Origin of the sequence: Paraburkholderia dioscoreae (assembly GCF_902459535.1) — a bacterium.
Taxonomy (GTDB): domain Bacteria; phylum Pseudomonadota; class Gammaproteobacteria; order Burkholderiales; family Burkholderiaceae; genus Paraburkholderia; species Paraburkholderia dioscoreae.
The window spans coordinates 596,951-617,240 of the sequence record NZ_LR699553.1 but is presented as its reverse complement, the minus strand read 5'-3'; the positions used below and the strand labels follow the sequence as shown (position 1 = coordinate 617,240).

Genomic DNA, 20,290 nt, shown 5'->3' with positions numbered 1-20,290 from the left:
TAGACAGGAAACAACGGATTCCCAAGCTGAACATTTATTGAGACATACAGACGTGCAATGATCGCCGCCGGTCCAGCAAGACGCACTGTGACTCTGCGTGAGCAGACGCTTTGGCAACGCCGCAGCCCCCGCGCTTTCATTCCATCAATATGACCAATTTTCTGTTCGATCTCTTCTCGAACCTGGCTTTGCTGGGCTTCGTGCTGGCCGCATGTCGTCTGTGCAATCGCCGCATCCCCGGCGCTCCGCTCAATGGTTCGCATATCTTCGCCGCGTTGGCGTGCATCGCATTCGTGCTCGATGCCGCGCTGACCTTTCTGGTGTTCGCCGACTCGCAGAACCGCTACGGCCACCTCAGCACATCAATGGCGTTCTTCGAGCGCGCCTGCGCGTACTGGCTTGCGATCATCGCCGCGCTCGCCTGGCGTCGTGCGGCGCGCCGCTCGCGCCACGCGAAAGTCTGTAGTAGCGAACCCCTCGTCATCCACACTTCGCCGTATTCCAAATCGCATCTACCCATGTAAGGCAGAACAATCGCCACCGTTCGAATGCCCGCGCCAGGCGGCTGACTTTTACCATCGGACAAGCGGTCATGGCAACGGGAACGGTCCTTGCGCATGCGCGCGCCGTCGCCTATAACTTCCGAAGACCGAGTGTTACCGTTTGCGCCCGTCGCCGGGCATTTGCCGCTGTATTGCACCACCGCAGTCCAATCAGTCGAAGGCAACAACCCAACGAGGAACATCTTGGATCTCGAAACCGTACGCGTCTTCATCATGACCCGAGGCATCGACCTCGGCACCAAGGTCGTCGGGGCGATCGTCTTGTGGATCGTCGGCCGTTGGCTCATCGGCATGATCACCGGTTTGCTGCGTAAGGTGTTGTCGCGCAACGGCCGGGTCGATCCCACGCTGGCGCATTATCTCGGCTCGATTCTCGGCGCATTGCTGAACCTGCTCCTGATCCTCGCAATCCTGCAGGTGTTCGGTGTACAAACCACTTCGTTCGCCGCGTTGCTCGCCGGCCTCGGCCTCGCCATCGGCACCGCCTGGGGCGGCCTGCTTGCTCACTTCGCCGCGGGCGTATTCATGCAGGTGTTACGGCCGTTCAAGGTCGGCGATTTCGTCACCGCGGGCGGCGTTACCGGCACGGTCTCGGAACTAGGTCTGTTCGGCACCACCATCGTGACGCCGGACAACGTGACGACTATCGTCGGCAATAACAAGATCTTTTCCGACACGATCTCGAACTACAGCCTCCTGCCCGTGCGCCGCGTGGAGCTGACGGCGAAGATCGCCAACGGCGTCGATCCGACAGATGCGATGAACCGGTTGAAAGCGGCCGTCATGCAGATTCCGAACGTGGCCGAAAGTCCCGCACCGGACATCGAAGTGCTGAGCTTCACGCCGGAAGGCCCGCTGCTTTGCGTGCGGCCCTATGCGCACAATGAGAACTATTGGCAGGTCTATTTCGACACCAATCGCGCGATCATCCAGACGTTCAAGGAAGCAGGCTACCCGACGCCGGAAACGCCGCTGGCGCCGCGTGCGGTGAGCTGAGTGTTGTCGGGTAACGGGAATCGCGCCCGGCGGAACGACGCGGCTTTATCGCGTCGTCAATTGTCAAATTCATGAGATTCACAAGTACAAAGCAAAAACGGCGTCGTTCAGATTCACGACGCCGTTTTTTCATGTGGCTAAGTATTGCGGTGAAACGTCAGCGGCTATCTGCATTCGGCGCTTTCTTGCGCATCATCTTCCACAACGCGCCGAGCACGACCGGCACCACCGCCGCGCCGATACCCACCAGCACGATCACATTCAGATACTGGCGGATAAACGGAATGTTGCCGAAGAAATAACCGAGCAACGTCAGCAGCAACACCCAGAAAAGCGCGCCGACAAAGTTGAACAGCTGGAACCGGCTCACGGTCATTTCAGATGCGCCCGCAACGAACGGCGCGAAGGTGCGCACCACCGGAATGAAACGCGCCAGCACGATGGTTTTGCCGCCATGCTTCTCATAGAAATTGTGGGTCTTCTGCAGTGCGCTGCGATCGAGAAAGCGTTCGAGAAAAGGAATGTGCGAATTGAACACCCGCGGCCCGATGGCTCGCCCGATCATATAGTTGACGGTATTGCCGCTAATGGCCGCCACGAGCAGCAACACGATCAGCAAACCAATGTTCATTTCGCCGGTCGCGCAAAAAGCGCCGCCGATGAACAGCAGAGAATCGCCCGGCAAAAACGGCAGAACCACCAGCCCGGTTTCGCAGAACACGATCAGAAACAGCACCGCGTAGACCCAGGCGCCGTACACGTGAATAAAGTCTCCGAGGAACTTGTCGATGTGCAAGACAAGGTTGACGAAGTGTAGCAACGTGTCCAAAGAGAATCCTTTATTAAGCGAATGTGACGGTGGCGAAAACGGCCATACCAGCGGACCCGTTAGCGAGGGCGGCAAGCGCTCACTCGCCGCCGGAAATTGACCGCGTCATGATACAGAAAGTGCCCGGCGGCATTTAAAAATCTCCCGCGCTCCGGGGCGCTTGCGCGCGCCGCGAGCTCGCCGCGCCGAATCGCTATAATTTCGCCATGTCCGAATTCTCCGAAACGCCTGCCGACCTCGACGCCGCGCCCGCGGTCTCCGCCGCAGCGCCCGCGTTGCGCCCGTTGCGCGCGATCCAGCCCCTTCCCGATCAGCTGATCAGTCAGATCGCCGCCGGCGAAGTGGTCGAGCGGCCCGCCTCGGTCGTCAAGGAACTGCTGGAAAATGCGCTCGACGCGGGCGCGCAGTCGCTGCGCATCCTGCTCGACGAAGGCGGCGTCAAACGCATCTCGATCACCGACGACGGCTGCGGCATCCCCGAGAACGAACTCGCGCTGGCGCTGATGCGTCACGCAACCAGCAAAATCCGCTCGCTTGCCGAACTGGAAGCGGTCGCTACGCTGGGGTTCCGCGGCGAGGCGCTGGCCTCGATCGCCTCGGTCGCGCAGATGACCATCACGAGCCGCACGGCCGACGCGGCGCACGCGGTGCGCGTGGATGCGCAAACGGGCGTGCTGAGCCCCGCAGCCGGCACGCAGGGCACCACGATCGAAGTCCGCGAGTTGTACTTCAACACACCGGCGCGCCGCAAATTTCTGAAGAGCGAGCAGACCGAACTCGGCCATTGTCTCGAACAGATCCGCCGCGCCGCGCTGGCGCGGCCGGATGTCGCGATTTCGGTGCTGCATAACGGCAAGGCGGTCGAACACTGGAACGCCAGCGAGCCTCCCGTGCGGGTCGCGAAGATTCTCGGCGACACGTTCGCCACGGCCCATCTGCCGCTCGACGAATCCGCGCGACCGCTTGCCGTCTATGGTTGCGCGGGTCTGCCGACCGCGAGCCGCGGGCGTGCCGATCAGCAGTATTTCTTCGTCAACGGCCGCTTCGTGCGCGACAAGCTGCTCACGCACGCCGTGCGCGCCGCTTATGAAGACGTGCTGCATGGCGAGCGCTATCCGTCCTATGTGCTGTTCCTCGATCTGCCGCCTGAGGCAGTAGACGTGAACGTGCATCCGTCGAAAATCGAAGTGCGGTTCCGCGATTCGCGCTCGATCCACCAGTTCGTCTTCCACGCCGTGCAGCGCGCGCTGGCGCGGCATGCGGGCGCCTCGCCGGAAACGACGGCGGGCGGGCATGCGGCGCATCTGGAGCCGTCCGTCGGCGGGCCGGCTTCGTTTGGCGCGACGCCGCTGGGCGGCGCGGGCGTCGGCTTCGGTGCTGGCAACGGTGCAGGCGGCCTCGGTGGCGGCCTCGGTGGCGGCTTGGGTGGCGCATCGGGCGGCGGCTTCGGATCGTCGTCGCAGCAGCCTGGCAATACCTGGATGCGCCAGGCGCGCATGACGCAAGGCACGCTGCCGGTTGCCCAACCGCTCGCGTTTTACGACGCGCTCTTCGGCCGCAAAGAGACGAACGCGGGCACGGCCGAAGGCGCCACGCTTTTCGAGGCGCGCGATTCGGCCGCCGAAGCACCCTCGCCGTACAACGCGTCCGCACCCTACCCGGCGCCCGCTTTCCATGCCGCCGACGAGCAACCGCTCGGCTTCGCGCTCGGCCAGATCCACGGCATCTATGTGCTGGCGCAGAACGCGCACGGTCTGGTGATCGTCGATATGCACGCCGCGCACGAGCGCATTCTGTACGAGCAGTTCAAGAATGCGCTGGCCGATCGCACGATTGCCGTGCAACCGCTGCTGATCCCGCAGTCGATGCAGGCCGACCCAATCGAAATCGGCACGGTGGAAGAAGAACGCGACACGCTCGACGCACTCGGCTTCGATCTCGCCGTGCTGTCGCCGACCACACTCGCCATCCGCGCCGTACCGGCGCTGCTGAAAGACGCCGATCTGCAGGCGCTGGCGCGCGCGGTGCTCTCCGACCTGCATGCATTCGGCGGCTCGCGCGTACTGACCGAACGTCAGCACGAACTGCTCGGCACGCTCGCCTGCCATCACGCGGTGCGCGCTAACCGGCGTCTGACGCTCGACGAAATGAACGCGCTGCTGCGTCAGATGGAGGCCACCGAGCGCGCCGATCAATGCAATCACGGACGTCCCACGTGGTATCAGTTGACGCTGTCCGATCTCGATCGGCTGTTCATGCGTGGTCAGTGACGTGACGCCGCTGCAACGCGCGCCGGGTTGCCTATGACTTCACGCATAGCCACGACAATCCCGTGCCTGCTCGGCCCGACCGCATCCGGCAAAACCGCCGCTGCGCTGGCGCTCGCCGCACGGCATCCGGTGGAAATCATCAGTGTCGATTCGGCGCTGGTCTATCGCGAGATGGATATCGGCACCGCCAAACCGACCGCCGAAGAGCGTGCGGTGGCGCCGCATCATCTGATCGATATCGTCGATCCCACCGGCAGCTATTCCGCTGCGCAGTTTCGCGCCGACACCTTGCGGCTGACCGGCGAGATCCACGCGCGCGGGCGCCTGCCGTTGCTGGTCGGCGGCACCATGCTGTACTACAAGGCGCTCACCCAGGGACTCAACGATCTGCCGGCCGCCGACGCCGACCTGCGCGCCACACTCGACGCCGACGCCGCACGCGAGGGCTGGCCGGCCATGCATGCGCGGCTTGCCGCTGTCGATCCCGTGACGGCTGCGCGCCTCGCGCCGAACGATTCGCAGCGGATTCAGCGGGCGCTTGAGGTCTTTATGCTGACCGGGCAAGCCATGTCCGCCTTGCTGGCCGCGCCTGCCCGAGTGGATGACGCCGCAGCCGCGTGGCGCTTCGTGCCGATTGCGCTGGAGCCGTCCGATCGCGGCGTGCTCCACGCGCGCATCGAGAAACGCTTCGATGCGATGCTGGCCAGCGGTTTCGTCGATGAAGTGGTGAAGTTGCGCGAACGCGGCGACTTATCGCCCGAGATGCCGTCCATGCGTTGCGTGGGCTACCGGCAAGTCTGGGAATATCTGGACGGCGCCGTCGACTATTCGACCATGCGCGATAAGGGTGTCTTTGCGACCCGGCAGTTGTGCAAGCGGCAGCTCACATGGCTGCGAAGCATGACAGAGCGAGTGGTGGTGGACTGCTGCGATCCGCACGCGACGGGGCGGGTGCTTGAAGCGATTGAAGCGTTGCTTTGAAACTTTGCTGCGTTGAAGCTTTAAACCCGCGCGGCGCCGGCTAATCGCACGCCACGCGGTCTAACAAGCCTTTAGACCACTACGGTCTGAGCCTCACCGGCCGCGCTTTCGCGAATCACGCCGATCTTCCAGACCTGCTCGCCGGCTGCGGACAGCAGACCGATTGCCGCATCGGCATCCGCAGCCGACACCACCACGGCCATGCCGATCCCGCAGTTGAACACGCGGTGCATTTCCGCGTCCGCCACGCCACCGTGTTTCTGCAGCCACGAAAACAGCGGCGGCAACGGCCAGCCACGATGATCCAGCTCAGCCGTCAGGCCTTCACGCAACACGCGCGGAATGTTCTCGACCAGCCCGCCGCCTGTGATGTGCGCCATGCCCTTCACCGCGATCTGCTGCATCAGCGCCAGCAGCGGCTTCACGTAAATATGTGTGGGCGCCATCAGCGCGTCGGCGAGCGAGCGGCCGTCAAAATCCGCGTTCAGATCAGGCTGCGCACGCTCGATGATCTTGCGCACCAGCGAAAAACCATTCGAATGAATGCCGCTCGAAGCCAGGCCCAGCACCACGTCGCCGGGAGCGATCGTGCTGCCGTCGATAATCTTGCTCTTTTCCACCGCGCCGACCGCGAAACCGGCCAGATCGTACTCGCCGTCCGGGTACATGCCCGGCATTTCCGCCGTCTCGCCGCCGATCAGCGCGCAACCCGACAGTTCGCAGCCGTACGCGATCCCCTTCACCACCGTTGCCGCCGTGCCGACGTCCAGCTTGCCGCAGGCGAAGTAATCCAGGAAGAACAGCGGCTCCGCGCCCTGCACGAGAATGTCGTTCACGCTCATCGCCACCAGGTCCTGGCCGACTGTGTCGTGCTTGTTCAGCTGAAAAGCGAGGCGCAGCTTGGTGCCGACGCCGTCGGTGCCGGACACGAGCACCGGCTCCTTATACTTCTTCGGCACTTCGAACAGCGCGCCGAACCCGCCGATGCCGCCCAGCACGCCGTCGCGCATCGTCTTTTTGGCAAAGGGCTTGATTGCGTCGACAAGGGCGTCGCCCGCGTCGATGTCCACGCCGGCGTCGCGATACGACAAACCTTGGGCCGAATCAGTTGAATTCGGGGCGGATTTCGGTTGATTCATGGGGACGAGCTCGAAGGTCGGTAAAATGCGATTTTACCCGATGCCGGCCCTCTGGCTGGAATTTGAATCATCCGGTCCGACGACACCTGGGAAACAACCTTGCAAGAAAACTCCTCGATTCTGACGCCTGTCCAGCGCCGCGCCTTCACCTGGCTAGCCATTGCGCTAGGCATCGGCATTCTGCTCTGGCTGCTGAGTCCGGTCCTCACGCCGTTTCTGCTCGGTGCGATTCTCGCGTACATTCTGCAGCCGGGCGTCGCGTGGATGGTGCGCCGGCGCGTGCCGCGCGGTCTGGCCGCCTTGCTGATGATGCTGCTCTTCACGCTGCTGATGACACTGCTCGTCCTGCTGGTGCTGGCCGTCGTGCAGAAAGAAGGGCCGCAGCTGCGGCAGCAGGTGCCGGTGCTGTTCGCGCATGTGAACGCGTGGCTGCAACCCAAGCTGGCCTTGCTGGGACTGGCCGATTCGCTCGATTTCGCCAGCATCCGCGATCTCGTGATGGGGCAGCTCGAAGGCAGCGCGCAGACCGTCGCGCTGTATGCATGGACCTCCATCCGCACGAGCGGCAATGTGATGATAACGGTGGTCGGCAACGTGGTGATGGTGCCGCTCGTGCTGTTCTACCTGCTGTACGACTGGAACCGCATGCTCGCCCGCATGCAGACCGTGGTGCCGCGCCGCTGGCTCGACAAGACGCTGCAACTCGCGCACGACATGGACCAGATGCTGTCGCAATACCTGCGCGGCCAGTTGCTCGTGATGGGCGTGCTCGCCGCATACTACGCAATTGCGCTGAGCCTCGCGCGCTTCGAGATCGCGTTGCCGGTCGGCATCTTTACAGGACTCGCGGTGTTCATCCCGTACATCGGTTTTGCGACCGGTCTCGCGTTGGCGCTCCTCGCGGCGCTGCTGCAATTCGGCGACTGGTACGGCTTCGGCGCGGTTGCGCTGATCTACGGTGTCGGCCAGATCCTGGAGAGCTTTTTTCTCACGCCGCGCCTCGTAGGCGAACGGATCGGCCTGCACCCGCTCGCGGTGATCTTCGCGTTGCTCGCGTTCGGGCAGCTGTTCGGCTTTTTCGGCGTATTGCTGGCACTGCCGGTCAGCGCGATTCTGTCGGTCGCCACGCGCGAGTTGCGGCAAAGCTATCTGGCGAGCTCGCTTTATAAGAACTGACTGCCTGTTGACTATTCCGGCCCGTGCTGCGGGCCGCTTGCGGCCCAAGCCTCATTTTCGGCATTAACCTACTGTGCTTCGTCAACTGACGCTCGATCTCGGCACCCCGCCGCCATCGACATTCGACAATTTCTTCGCCGGCGCCAACGCCGAGCTGGTCACGCGCTTGCGTGAGCTCGACAACGCGCTGGCGGCCGGGCCGGTCGCCGATCGCACTTTCTACATCTGGGGCGAGTCCGGCAGCGGCCGCACGCACCTGTTGCAGGCGCTCGTGCACGAAGCGCCGCCGGGGCACGCACGCTTCGCCGGCCCGCAGAGCAGCCTCGCCGCCTTCAGCTTCGACCCCCGCGTCGCCCTCTATGCGATCGACGATTGCGACGCCCTGTCGGCCGCGCAGCAGATCGCCGTCTTCAACCTGTTCAACGAAGTGCGCGCGCATCCCACCAGCGCACTGGTCGCCGCGGGCAACGCGCCGCCCATCGGCATGACGGTACGCGAGGATTTGCGCACGCGCCTCGGCTGGGGCCTCGTGTTCCATCTCACGCCGCTGCCGGACGAAGACAAGGCCGCGGTGCTCAAACACGCGGCGCGCGAGCGCGGCATCATGCTCGCCGACGACGTGCCGGCCTACCTGCTCACGCACTTTCGCCGCGACATGCCGAGCCTGATGGCGCTGCTCGACGCGCTCGACCGCTTCTCGCTCGAACAGAAACGCGCGGTCACGCTGCCGCTGTTGCGCACCATGCTGGCTTCGCCCGACGCCGAAGAACGGCGCGGCGGGCCCGCCTCATCCGCTTCATCCGCCTCACCCGCCGCTTCAAGTAAAATAGGCCCCCATGGCTAACCTCGCACTCTTCGATCTCGACCACACGCTCATCCCCACCGACAGCGACCACGAATGGGGCCGCTTCATGGTGAAACACGGCATGGTCGACGCCGAAAACTTCGCCCGTGAAAATGACCGCTTTTTCGCCGACTACAAAGCCGGCAAGCTCGACATTCACGCCTATCTGATCGCCATGCTCACGCCGCTTTCCAGATACACGCGCGCGCAGCTCGCCGACTTTCACGCGCAGTACATGCACGAAGTCATCAAGCCGGCAATCTTCCCCGCCGCGCTGGAACTGGTGAAGCAGCACCGCGAAGCCGGCGACCTCTGCTGCGTGGTCACCGCCACCAACGAATTCATCACCCGGCCGATCGCGCAGGCATTCGGCGTCGACACGCTGATCGCCTGCGAAGCGGAAACCGTCGACGGCGAGCCGCATTCGCCGTACACCGGCCGCCCCACCGGCACGCCGAGCTACAAGGAAGGCAAGATCGTGCGCACCGAAGCGTGGCTCGCCTCGCTCGGCAAGACGTGGAGCGACTTCGAGCACAGCTATTTCTATAGCGATTCGCGCAACGACATCCCGCTGCTCGAAAAAGTCACGGACCCGATCGCGACCAATCCCGACGACACATTGCGCGCCCATGCGCAGGCCAAAGGCTGGCGCATCCTCGAACTCTTCCAACCCTCGTGATCAAAAAATTTATCCGCAAGCTATTCGGCCAGGACACGGCACCCGCTGACGACACCCTGCCCGCCGAAGCCGAAGCAGACCAAACCGGCCACGCACCGGCGCGCACTCCGTCAGGCGCTGGAGCGCGCCGCAAGCCGGCCCGCTCCAGCGCGCCCGCGAAAGCGGTGCGCGACCCGGACGTGCCGGTCATCATTCCGCACGACGTGCACGGCATCGACCAGGCGCTGATCTCGAGGAACGCGATTCGCGTGACCGAGGGTCTGCAACAGGCGGGGCACCGCGCGTTCATCGTCGGCGGTGCGGTGCGCGATCTACTGCTCGGCATCAAGCCGAAAGACTTCGACGTCGCGACCGACGCCACGCCCGAACAGGTGCAGAAGCTGTTCCGCCGCGCGCGCATCATCGGCCGCCGGTTTCAGATCGTGCACGTGCAGTTCGGCCAGGAGATCATCGAGACCTCCACGTTCCGCGCGCTGGTCGATCCGCCTGCGGCAGACGCCGCGCCGCCGCGCCGCCTGAAACGCGACGAGCTCGACCGCCGCACGCATGCGGTGGACGCAAGCGGCCGCGTGCTGCGCGACAACGTGTGGGGCGAACAGCACGAAGACGCTACGCGCCGCGACTTCACGATCAACGCGATGTATTACGATCCGGCCACGCAAACCGTGCTGGATTATCACAACGGCATGGCCGACATGCGCGCACGCCTGTTGCGCATGATCGGCGACCCGGCCACGCGCTACCGCGAAGATCCGGTGCGCATGCTGCGCGTGGTGCGTTTCGCGGCGAAGCTCGACTTCGAGATCGAGGACAGCACCCGCGAGCCGATCGCCGGCATGGCCGATCTGATCAACAACGTGCCCGCCGCGCGTCTCTTCGACGAGATGTTGAAGCTGATGCTCTCGGGCCATGCGCTCGCGTGTCTGAAACGTCTGCGCCAGGAAGGCCTGCATCATGGCCTGCTGCCTCTGCTCGACGTGGTGCTCGAACAGCCCATCGGCGAGAAATTCATCACGCTCGCGCTGAACAACACGGATGCCCGCGTGCGCGCCGGCAAGCCAGTGTCGCCGGGCTTCCTGTTCGCCACGCTGTTGTGGCACGACGTGCAGCAGCGCTGGCAAAAATTTGAAGCGAACGGCGAATATCCCGTGCCCGCCCTGCATCGTGCGATGGACGAAGTCCTCGACATGCAAACGGAGAAACTCGCGATCCACAAGCGCTTCTCGTCGGACATGCGCGAGATCTGGGGGCTGCAATTGCGTCTCGAGAAACGCTCCGGAAGAAGTGCGGTGAAGCTGCTGGAACACCAAAGATTTAGAGCGGGGTATGATTTCCTCCTGTTGCGCTGCGAATCAGGCGAACTCGATGAGTCGGTCGGTGCGTGGTGGACGGAGTTCATAGAAGGAGACATCGCCGCCCGTGAGACATTGCTCACGCAAGGCGGGAAGGACCGAAGCCCCAGAAAACGACGGCGGCGCAGCAGTGGCGCCAGAAACCGCAAACCGGGCGACGGATTGGAGGGCGGCACGCCAGCCGAACGCACAGCCGACGAAGCAGGCCATGACGGCCCGCGCGAAGACTGACACAGCGTTCACTGAAGCCGTCGAACGACAGTTGCAGGAAGTTATGCCATGACGGTTGCTTATCTCGGCCTCGGCGCGAATCTCGGGGACGCGCGCCAGACCCTGAAAGACGCGGTGGTGTGCCTCGCACAACAGCACACCATCACCGTGCTCGCCAAGTCGAGCCTGTATCGCACTGCCCCGATCGACGCGGGCGGTGACGACTATTTCAACTGCGTCGTGAAGGTCGATACGACGCTCCCCGTGCGGCATCTGCTTGCGCTATGCCACAAGATCGAGCACCAGTTCGGCCGCGAGCGGCCGTTCCGCAACGCGCCGCGCACGCTCGACCTGGACATCCTGCTATTCGGCGATCAATCGATCGACGAAGCCGATCTCATCGTGCCGCATCCTCGCCTGATCGAACGCGCTTTTGCGCTCGTGCCGCTCGTCGAGATCGACTCCGCCTTGATCATTCCGCAACACGGCCGCGTCGAGGCGCTGCTCAGTAAGGTGAGCGACCAACGCATCGAGAAGGTGAAAGGACCTTGCCAGTGTCCTATGCTCAATGCATTGACCGCCGGTGAAGACGCTGCCGGCAAGGGCCGCTGCGAATGAATTCATCGCCGCTCACCGTCACGGCGCCGCAGTTGCGGCCGCCGTTCGGCTATCTCGCGATCGAAGGGCCGATCGGCGTCGGCAAGACGTCGCTCGCACGGCGCCTTGCGCAGCGCTGGTCGATGCAGGAACTGTTCGAACGCCCGCAAGACAATCCATTTCTCGAACGCTTTTACCGCGACACCGCGCGTTACGCGTTGCCCACGCAATTGCACTTCGCCTTGCAGCGCGCGCAGCAGGCTCAGGACGTGAGCGCGGCGCACCTGTCGGGCACGCCGCTGATCGCCGATTTCATGACGCAGAAGAACGACATCTTCGCGCGTCTGACGCTGCAGGAAGACGAGTGGCAACTGTATCGCGCGCTTGCCGCGCGGCTCGAAGTCAGCGCGCCCGCGCCTGACTTCGTGGTCTATCTGCAGGCGAGCCCCGAGGTGCTGTTTGCGCGCATCCAGAAGCGCGCGGTGCCTATGGAGCTACAGATTTCCGACGCCTATCTGCACGCGCTGTGCGACGCGTACAACGAGTTCTTCTATCACTACGACCGCACGCCCGTGCTGACGGTCAACGCCGAACACCTGAATCCGCTCGACTCGGACGCGGACCTTGCGCTGCTTGCCGAACGCATTGAAACCATGCGCGGCCGCAAGGAATTCTTTGTCAAAGGCACGTCGCTCTGAGCGGCGCGGCCACCTCTTTTTTCTCAACGGATTGACCCATGACCTATTTGCAGGAAGCGAGCCGGAACGCCGTCACCGTGCCGAAACTGCAGGCAATGCGCGACGCCGGCGAAAAAATCGCCATGCTCACCTGTTACGACGCGAGCTTTGCCGCGCTGCTGGATCGCGCGGGTGTCGACGTGCTGTTGATCGGCGATTCGCTCGGCAATGTGCTGCAAGGCCAGACCACTACCCTGCCCGTGTCGCTTGCCGACATCGCATATCACACGGCTAGCGTGGCGCGCGCGCGGCCCGCGGCGCTGATCGTGGCCGACTTGCCGTTCGGCACTTACGGCACGCCGGAAGATGCCTTCAGAAGCTCGGCCGAATTGATGCGTGCCGGCGCGCAGATGGTGAAGCTCGAGGGCGGCGAATGGCTCGCGGACACAGTGCGCTTCCTGGTGGAGCGCTCGATTCCCGTGTGCGCGCACGTCGGCCTTACGCCGCAATCCGTGCATGCATTCGGCGGCTTCAAGGTGCAAGGCAAGACCGAGGCTGGTGCGACGCAGTTGCTGCGCGACTCGCTCGCCGTGCAGGCGGCCGGCGCGCAACTGATCGTGATGGAAGCAATTCCGACGCTGCTCGCAAGCGACGCCACGAAGCAACTGCGCATTCCGACGATCGGCATTGGCGCGGGTCTGGATTGCTCGGGTCAGGTGCTGGTGCTGCACGACATGCTGGGCATTTTCCCCGGCAAACGCCCGCGCTTCGTGAAGGATTTCATGCAGGGGCAACCGAGTATTCTGGCGGCCGTGGAAGCGTATGTCGCCGCGGTGAAGGACGGTTCGTTTCCCGGACCGGAGCACACGTTCTGAATTTCAACCGATAGGAAATCGGACAAAACGGGCCTTTTCGCACCCATTTTGGTTTGCATCCGGGATCTCATCTCATGCAAAGCCGGCCGTCTTTCTTCGTCTACCTTTTGACGCGGCACTGGACCGGTTGGATGGACCGACTGCTGCATGTTCTTCGTGGCTGAAATGCCGGCGGGGCGAGGCAAAGCCTTCCCGCCCGCCCGTAGCGTCTAATCGCTCAGTCCACGAGCCGCGCCGGCACGGCGCCTCGCAGCGCGTTGCACACCATCAGCGCTTCGGCGTTTTGCAGATCGGCGCGGGTCAGCACACGTTCGGCCGCTTGCAGGCCCGACGCTTCGTCAAGCAGAACGCTGCGCATCACGCCGGGCAATACGCCCGACGCAAGCGGCGGAGTCCACCAGCGCCCCGCCAACTTCACGAAGACATTCGACCGGCCGCCCTCGGTTAACTCGCCTTGCGCGTTAAAGAACAGCGTGTCGAACGCGCCCTTCGCTTCGGCTTCGCGCCAGCCACGATCGTATTCGGCGCGACGTGTGGTTTTGTGGCGCAGCAGCAGGTCGCCGGCGTCGGTTGCAGGGAAAGCATGATCGGGCCCAAGCAACACGCCGACAGTCGATTCAGCTAACGGCGCCAGCACCGCCGCGGTGATTCGCGCCGTGCCGTTTTTGCCCAGCGCAAGCCGCATACGATGCGGAGTATTTGCGGGCAGCGACGCACACTTCGCCGCGACCTCGGCGCCAATGACGTTTGCGTCGTCGAGTTTGAAGCCGAGCGCCGCAGCGCTCGACGCGAGTCGCGCCAGATGGCGCGATAGATGCCGCACGCCCTCTTCGCGCGTTGCATACATCGTTTCGAAGAGCTCGAAACCCGGCTCGGCGTTGGTCAGAAAGCGGGTTTTCAATTGACACTCCGCGTATTCGTCGGCGGCGACGCTGTCGAGCACGATGCCCGCACCAATGCCCATCCTGCCTTTCAGTTGACCGTTTTGCGCCCAGCGGCTCAACGTCAACGTGCGAATCGCGACGGAGAGGCAGAAATCGCCACAAGCGGTTTCGTTCGCAGCGGAGGCGGGTGTGTCCGCACCCGTGGCGTCGGCGGTCGCTGAGGGCGCATCCAGCCAGCCAATGGCGCCGGTATAGAGCCCACGCGGCGTGCTTTCGAGTTCATCGATCAATTGCATCGTGCGATGCTTCGGCGCACCCGTGATCGATCCACAGGGAAACAGCGCGCGCAGCAGCCCGGCGAACGAGGTGCCGGGCCGCAGCATCGCATGCACCGTCGAGGTCATCTGCCAGACCGTCGCATAGGGCTCGACCGAAAAGAGCGCGGGCACCTTGACCGAGCCGGTTTGGGCCACGCGCGACAGATCGTTGCGCAACAGATCGACGATCATCACGTTTTCGGCGCGGTTTTTCGGATCGTGGCCGAGGAATTCGGCCGCGCTCCGGTCAACCGCCGGGTCGTCCGAGCGCGGCGCCGTGCCTTTCATCGGCCGCGCATGCAACATCGCGCCCTGCTTTTCAACGAAGAGTTCCGGCGAGCACGACAGCACCCAATCACCAGCCGGCAATGCGATGAGCGCACCGTACCGTACCGGCTGACGCGCTCTCAGCCGCCGATACAGCGCCGTGGGCGAGCCGAACACATCGAAGCCGAGCCGATACGTGTAGTTGACTTGATACGATTCGCCCGCCTGCAGGGCCGCGTGGATCGCGCCGATCGCCGCGTTGAACTGCGCCGGATCGACGCTCGCGCGCACGTTGGCCGTGCCCGCCACCGAAGGTTCGACCGCGCCTTCGTCGCGCGCCATTAGCCACGCGCCGACCTGTTCTCGCGAACGCTTTTCACAATGTTCGAACAATAAAAAACGCAGCGTGGCATCGCCACGCTGCGTTTTCAGAGACCGGTGCGACTTTATGTCGAGAAGATTCCGGCCGAACTCATAGTCGGCGAGCACGACGGCATGCAAGCCACGCCGCGTTTGCGCAGCCACGCTCTCGCACACGGCTTCGAGTTGCGCGGCTTGCGTACACACCCGCTCATGCACAAAACCCGTGTACAGACGACTCGAGGGGCGCGCCGCCGTTGCGTCGCAATCGTCGAGCAACGCAAAAACCGCGCTGTGCTCATCTGCCGTCATACCGACCGCCAAGTTCAAACTGTCATTAATCGAAGAAGCTCTTCACCCGGTCGAACCAGCTTTTGCTTTGCGGGCTATGCCGCGAGCCGCCCTCAACGAGCGCCTTCTCGAACTGCTTGAGCAGATCGCGCTGCGGCTCGGTGAGCTTGACCGGCGTTTCGACCTGCACGTGCACGTACAGATCGCCGGCAATACTCGAACGCAACCCCTTGATGCCCTTGCCACGCAGACGGAACGTCTTACCCGACTGCGTGCCCTCCGGCACGGTAAAGCTGGCGCGGCCCGCGAGCGTCGGCACCTCGATCTCGCCGCCGAGTGCCGCGGTGGTGAACGGAATCGGCATCTGGCAGTGCAGATCGTCGCCGTCGCGCTCGAACACCGAGTGCTGCTTGATGTGAATCTCGACGTACAGGTCGCCCGACGGCCCGCCGTTGATACCCGGCTCGCCGTTGCCGGCCGAACGGATCCGCATGCCGTCGTCGATTCCTGCCGGGATCTTCACTTCCAGCGTCTTGGTTTCCTTCACCTTGCCCGCGCCGTGGCAATGGCCGCACGGGTCGGGAATGTAGGTGCCGGTGCCGTGGCACTTCGGGCAGGTTTGCTGAATGCTGAAGAAGCCCTGCGACATCCGCACCGAACCCGAACCGCTACAGGTCGGGCAGGTTTCCGGCTTGGTGCCGGGCTTGGCGCCCGAACCGTGGCAGACCTCGCACGACACCCAGCTCGGCACGCGAATCTGCGTGTCGTAGCCGTGCGCGGCCTGTTCCAGCGTGATTTCCATGCTGTAGCGCAAATCGGCGCCGCGATACACCTGCGGGCCCGCGCGGCCGCCACCGCCGCGTGCGGCGCCACCGGCCGCCTGGCCGAAGATGTCGCCGAAAATATCGCCGAATGCATCGGCAAAACCGCCAAAACCTTGTGCGCCGGCACCGCCCATGTTCGGATCGACACCCGCGTGGCCGTACTGATCGTACGCGGCACGCTTTTGCGAGTCCGAGAGCATTTCATAGGCTTCCTTCACCTCTTTGAAATGCCCTTCCGCATCCTTGTTGCCCGGATTGCGGTCAGGGTGGTGCTTCATCGCCAGCTTGCGATAAGCCTTCTTGATTTCGTCGTCGCTCGCGTTCTTTGCGACGCCCAGAACCTCGTAGTAATCCCGTTTCGCCATATCGGTTCAACGCCACTCGCGCAATGCGACGCGGTGGCTCCTCTTGAATGCTGGAGTCTCACGACTCGTCCGGCCGCTGTTTCATGCCCCTTCAACACGGCCTGAAAACAACGCCCTCCATAAAACAAATGTGCCCGGAGAGCCCCGAAAGGCTCGCCAGGCGCGATAACCGCTTTCGCACGTTCATGTCGCCCGGTTGGACGCAATCCCTTGTGCAGCCGGGCCGCACACATTGCTGTGTGCGGCTTTACGGTCGAAATGCGACCTGGCTTTAGTCTTTCTTGACTTCCTTGAACTCGGCGTCGACCACGTCGTCCTGCTGCTGGCTCGCGCCACCAGCCGATGCACCCGCGCCGCCCGCACCCGCCGCGCCTGCTGCCGCGGCTTCAGCACCTTGCGCAGCCTGCATGTCGGCGTACATCTTCTCGCCCATCTTCTGCGAGGCGGTGGCGACCACTTCGATCTTGGCTTCGATCGTGGCCTTGTCGCTCGAACCGCTCTTCAGCGTTTCTTCGAGATCCTTCAGCGCGGTTTCGATCTTTTCCTTCTCGCCGGCTTCCAGCTTGTCGCCATATTCGGTGAGCGCCTTCTTCGTGCTGTGGACCAGCGCGTCGCCCTGGTTGCGGGCATCGGCCAACTCACGCAGCTTGTGATCTTCTTCGGCGTTCGCTTCGGCGTCCTTCACCATCTTCTCGATTTCGGCTTCGGACAGACCCGAGTTCGCCTTGATCGTGATGCGGTTTTCCTTGCCGGTCGCCTTGTCTTTCGCGCCGACGTGCAGAATGCCGTTCGCGTCGATGTCGAAGCTCACCTCGATCTGCGGCGTGCCGCGTGGTGCCGGCGGAATGCCTTCCAGGTTGAACTCGCCCAGCAGCTTGTTGCCGGCTGCCATTTCGCGTTCGCCCTGGAACACCTTGATCGTCACGGCGCCCTGATTGTCGTCAGCCGTCGAGTAGACCTGCGCGTGCTTGGTCGGGATCGTGGTGTTCTTGTTGATCATCTTCGTCATCACGCCGCCGAGCGTTTCGATGCCGAGCGACAGCGGGGTCACGTCGAGCAGCAGAACGTCCTTGCGGTCGCCCGACAACACCTGACCCTGGATCGCGGCGCCAACGGCCACGGCTTCGTCCGGGTTCACGTCACGGCGCGGATCCTTGCCGAAGAACTCCTTGACCTTTTCCTGCACCTTCGGCATGCGGGTCATACCGCCGACCAGAATCACGTCGTCGATTTCGCCGACCTTCACGCCTGCGTCCTTGATCGCCACGCGGCACGGTTCGATGGTGCGTTCGATCAGCTCTTCAACCAGCGCTTCCAGCTTCGCACGCGTGATTTTCAGGTTCAAATGCTTCGGACCCGACGCGTCGGCCGTGATGTACGGCAGGTTGATTTCGGTTTGCTGGCTCGAGGACAGCTCGATCTTGGCCTTTTCAGCCGATTCCTTCAGGCGTTGCAGCGCGAGCACGTCTTTCGACAGATCGACGCCCTGCTCTTTCTTGAACTCGCCGATGATGTAATCGATGATGCGCTGGTCGAAGTCTTCACCGCCGAGGAACGTATCGCCGTTCGTGGACAGCACTTCGAACTGCTTTTCACCGTCGACATCCGCGATTTCGATGATCGACACGTCGAACGTACCGCCACCCAGGTCATACACCGCGATCTTGCGGTCGCCCTTTTCGTTCTTGTCGAGGCCGAAAGCCAGAGCAGCCGCGGTCGGTTCGTTGATGATCCGCTTCACCTCCAGACCGGCGATACGGCCTGCATCTTTGGTTGCCTGACGCTGGCTGTCGTTGAAGTACGCGGGAACCGTGATCACCGCCTCGGTGACCGGCTCGCCGAGATAGTCTTCAGCGGTCTTCTTCATCTTGCGCAGCACTTCCGCGGAGATTTGCGGCGGAGCGAGCTTCTGGTCGCGCACTTCGACCCATGCGTCGCCGTTATCGGCCTTGATGATCTTGTACGGCATCAGGCCGATGTCTTTCTGCACTTCTTTTTCTTCGAAGCGACGGCCAATCAGGCGCTTGACTGCGTACAACGTGTTCTTCGGGTTCGTGACCGACTGACGCTTCGCAGGCGCGCCGACGAGAATCTCGCCGTCTTCCATGTAAGCGATGATCGACGGCGTGGTGCGCGCGCCTTCCGAGTTCTCGATCACCTTGACCGAATTGCCTTCCATGATCGCCACGCACGAGTTGGTCGTGCCGAGGTCGATGCCGATGATTTTGCCCATTTTTACTAATCTCCTGACTTTGATCGCTGCGGGAATCGCCTTGTTTGCCTAGCTGGCGGTAAGGCGATCCGCTCTCAATTCCTACCTGCACTCAACATAAGTGCGTCCGCATCGTTTTCAAGACCTCTTTTGCGATGCGGTCTTTAATTTTTTTCAATCGGGCGAACTTTTGCCCAGATTTACTCCATCAGCTTGCGCGCCGGCGGTTTTTGCAGCGTTTTTCTCAGCATTACCTGCCCGGATCTTCTCCCGCGCGGCCGCGACCGCGGCCTGGAACTGCCCGAGGCCGTGCCAGCCGGTTGCCCGGCCGAGCCGCTTGCCGCGGTAAAAGAAGAACCATGTTGGCACCCCGTGCAGCATGAAGCGCCGGCCCAGCTCGCGATGCTCGTAAACGTTGCTGTGAAACCATTTGAGGCCGAGTGCGCGAATCGCGTCCGGCTGCGCCAGCATCGCCTTCTTGGCGATCTCGCAATTGAAGCAGTCGAAACCCCAGAAAAACACCACGGCCAGTTCATCCCCGGCTTCGGCGAGCGCCGCGTCGAATGACGCGGCGCTCAACTCCTGCATGCCGAAGACCGCGAACGCGGTGGCGTCGACGGGAATGTTGGCCATGACGGCGCCTGCCGGACGAAACGGCTTACGAAGCCCGGCGGTGCTTACTTCGGGGCCGCGACGGTCACGAGTGCCGGACGCAGCACCCGATCGGCAATCACGAAGCCCTTTTGCAGCACGGCCACCACGGTGTTCGGCTCCTGGTCGGCCGGCACCATGGAAATGGCTTGATGGCGATGCGGGTCGAACTTCTCGCCCACCGGATTCAGGGCGACGACGCGGCCCTTTTCCAGTGCGCCGGTGAGCTGGCGCAGCGTGAGTTCGACGCCTTCGCGCACCTTCGCAGGATCGTCGGACGAGTGCGCGACGGCTGCTTCGAGGCTGTCGATCACCGGCAGCAGATGCTCGGCAAAACTCTCGATCGCAAACTTGTGCGCCTTGGCGACGTCTTCCTGAGCGCGGCGGCGCACGTTCTCGGTCTCGGCCTTGGCCCGCAGGAAGCTTTCCTGCAACTCGGCGATCTTTGCCTGAGCCTCGGCGAGTGCAGCCTGCTCGGCGCTCGCCGGCGAGTCGGTCGCCGCGTTCGCCGCTGCTTCCTGTTGAGGTGCCGCGGCCTCGGCGGCCTGGCGCGCGGTTTCTTCGGCGGGCTTAGGATTCTGGCTCGTCGGGTTCTCTTGCGTGTTTTCCATGTCGCTGAAAGTCGTTAAAAAGTGAAAGCGAGGTAAAAGCCGGCGGTGACGGCAGCGCAAAAAACCTGGCGCGGTTTGTGCGTTGCAAAATCGCGACAGACAACTTCGCGAGCCACCGCAAATCAACACGGCAGATGAGGCCGGAAATAACCATTTCAAGCGGCTCTCCCGGATCTTTTCGTATCATGGCCGAACGGCGGAAACGCCCGGTTACAACCATTATTGCGGCGCAATCAGATTGAGATTGAGTGCGGACTGCAAGTGGCCTATGCTCCAATAAAGCATCGGAAAAGACGCGTTAACCCTAATCTGACGTAAGC

18 protein-coding genes are annotated in these 20,290 nt (G+C 63.1%); 11 read left to right on the top strand and 7 right to left on the bottom strand.

Going from position 1 to position 20,290, the window contains the following annotated elements:
- Positions 1 to 149: 149 nt before the first annotated feature.
- Positions 150 to 524 carry a hypothetical protein gene (locus PDMSB3_RS02830; protein WP_165184451.1) on the top strand — a complete coding sequence of 125 codons (375 nt, stop codon included), beginning with the start codon at positions 150 to 152 and terminating at the stop codon, positions 522 to 524.
- 222 nt (positions 525 to 746) lie between these two features.
- Positions 747 to 1,559 carry a mechanosensitive ion channel family protein gene (locus PDMSB3_RS02825; RefSeq protein WP_007179186.1) on the top strand — a complete coding sequence of 271 codons (813 nt, stop codon included), beginning with the start codon at positions 747 to 749 and terminating at the stop codon, positions 1,557 to 1,559.
- A gap of 157 nt (positions 1,560 to 1,716) precedes the next feature.
- On the opposite strand, the gene PDMSB3_RS02820 is transcribed toward PDMSB3_RS02825, so the two are convergent.
- Positions 1,717 to 2,388, bottom strand: a complete 672-nt coding sequence (locus tag PDMSB3_RS02820; protein ID WP_007179187.1) for a DedA family protein — start codon at positions 2,386 to 2,388, stop codon at positions 1,717 to 1,719.
- 206 nt (positions 2,389 to 2,594) lie between these two features.
- Between PDMSB3_RS02820 and mutL the strand changes: the two genes are divergently transcribed.
- Positions 2,595 to 4,658, top strand: coding sequence for a DNA mismatch repair endonuclease MutL (mutL, locus tag PDMSB3_RS02815; protein ID WP_165184448.1), 2,064 nt, complete (start codon positions 2,595 to 2,597; stop codon positions 4,656 to 4,658).
- A gap of 33 nt (positions 4,659 to 4,691) precedes the next feature.
- The gene (miaA, locus tag PDMSB3_RS02810; RefSeq protein ID WP_007179189.1) at positions 4,692 to 5,639 is read left to right on the top strand and encodes a tRNA (adenosine(37)-N6)-dimethylallyltransferase MiaA; all 948 of its coding nucleotides are present in this window, start codon (positions 4,692 to 4,694) and stop codon (positions 5,637 to 5,639) included.
- Between the two features lie 71 nt (positions 5,640 to 5,710).
- Here the strand turns inward: miaA and purM are convergent, their stop codons facing one another.
- Positions 5,711 to 6,778, bottom strand: coding sequence for a phosphoribosylformylglycinamidine cyclo-ligase (gene purM / locus PDMSB3_RS02805; protein ID WP_007179190.1), 1,068 nt, complete (start codon positions 6,776 to 6,778; stop codon positions 5,711 to 5,713).
- Between the two features lie 99 nt (positions 6,779 to 6,877).
- On the opposite strand from purM, the gene PDMSB3_RS02800 reads away from it, so the two are divergent.
- The 7 genes from PDMSB3_RS02800 to panB all read left to right on the top strand — a co-directional run bounded on the left by PDMSB3_RS02800 (position 6,878) and on the right by panB (position 13,188).
- Positions 6,878 to 7,954, top strand: a complete 1,077-nt coding sequence (locus PDMSB3_RS02800; protein ID WP_007179191.1) for an AI-2E family transporter — start codon at positions 6,878 to 6,880, stop codon at positions 7,952 to 7,954.
- 73 nt (positions 7,955 to 8,027) lie between these two features.
- A complete protein-coding gene (gene hda, locus PDMSB3_RS02795) occupies positions 8,028 to 8,798 on the top strand; it encodes a DnaA regulatory inactivator Hda (RefSeq protein WP_007179192.1) in 771 nt (256 codons plus the stop codon).
- Positions 8,791 to 9,477: a histidinol-phosphatase gene (locus PDMSB3_RS02790; protein WP_007179193.1), complete on the top strand. Its 687-nt coding sequence runs from the start codon at positions 8,791 to 8,793 to the stop codon at positions 9,475 to 9,477. The genes hda and PDMSB3_RS02790 overlap by 8 nt, the downstream gene beginning before the upstream one ends.
- Positions 9,474 to 11,060, top strand: a complete 1,587-nt coding sequence (gene pcnB / locus PDMSB3_RS02785) for a polynucleotide adenylyltransferase PcnB (protein ID WP_165184446.1) — start codon at positions 9,474 to 9,476, stop codon at positions 11,058 to 11,060. Before PDMSB3_RS02790 ends, pcnB begins: the two co-directional genes overlap by 4 nt.
- A gap of 48 nt (positions 11,061 to 11,108) precedes the next feature.
- Entirely contained in the window at positions 11,109 to 11,657 is a 549-nt protein-coding gene (gene folK, locus PDMSB3_RS02780) for a 2-amino-4-hydroxy-6-hydroxymethyldihydropteridine diphosphokinase (RefSeq protein ID WP_007179195.1), read from the top strand.
- Positions 11,654 to 12,334 (top strand): deoxynucleoside kinase, encoded by a 681-nt coding sequence (locus PDMSB3_RS02775; protein WP_007179196.1) that lies wholly within the window; start codon positions 11,654 to 11,656, stop codon positions 12,332 to 12,334. The genes folK and PDMSB3_RS02775 overlap by 4 nt, the downstream gene beginning before the upstream one ends.
- Before the next feature lie 38 nt (positions 12,335 to 12,372).
- A complete protein-coding gene (panB, locus tag PDMSB3_RS02770) occupies positions 12,373 to 13,188 on the top strand; it encodes a 3-methyl-2-oxobutanoate hydroxymethyltransferase (protein ID WP_007179197.1) in 816 nt (271 codons plus the stop codon).
- A gap of 217 nt (positions 13,189 to 13,405) precedes the next feature.
- On the opposite strand, the gene pabB is transcribed toward panB, so the two are convergent.
- The 5 genes from pabB to grpE all read right to left on the bottom strand — a co-directional run bounded on the left by pabB (position 13,406) and on the right by grpE (position 19,970).
- Positions 13,406 to 15,328: an aminodeoxychorismate synthase component I gene (gene pabB, locus PDMSB3_RS02765; RefSeq protein WP_165184443.1), complete on the bottom strand. Its 1,923-nt coding sequence runs from the start codon at positions 15,326 to 15,328 to the stop codon at positions 13,406 to 13,408.
- 25 nt (positions 15,329 to 15,353) lie between these two features.
- A complete protein-coding gene (dnaJ, locus tag PDMSB3_RS02760; RefSeq protein ID WP_007179199.1) occupies positions 15,354 to 16,496 on the bottom strand; it encodes a molecular chaperone DnaJ in 1,143 nt (380 codons plus the stop codon).
- A gap of 271 nt (positions 16,497 to 16,767) precedes the next feature.
- On the bottom strand, positions 16,768 to 18,729 hold the full coding sequence (gene dnaK / locus PDMSB3_RS02755; protein WP_007179200.1) for a molecular chaperone DnaK: 1,962 nt from the start codon (positions 18,727 to 18,729) through the stop codon (positions 16,768 to 16,770).
- Between the two features lie 153 nt (positions 18,730 to 18,882).
- Positions 18,883 to 19,341, bottom strand: coding sequence for a thioredoxin family protein (locus PDMSB3_RS02750; protein WP_007179201.1), 459 nt, complete (start codon positions 19,339 to 19,341; stop codon positions 18,883 to 18,885).
- A gap of 44 nt (positions 19,342 to 19,385) precedes the next feature.
- Complete coding sequence (gene grpE, locus PDMSB3_RS02745) at positions 19,386 to 19,970, bottom strand: nucleotide exchange factor GrpE (protein WP_007179202.1); 585 nt, start codon at positions 19,968 to 19,970, stop codon at positions 19,386 to 19,388.
- Positions 19,971 to 20,290: the final 320 nt, after the last annotated feature.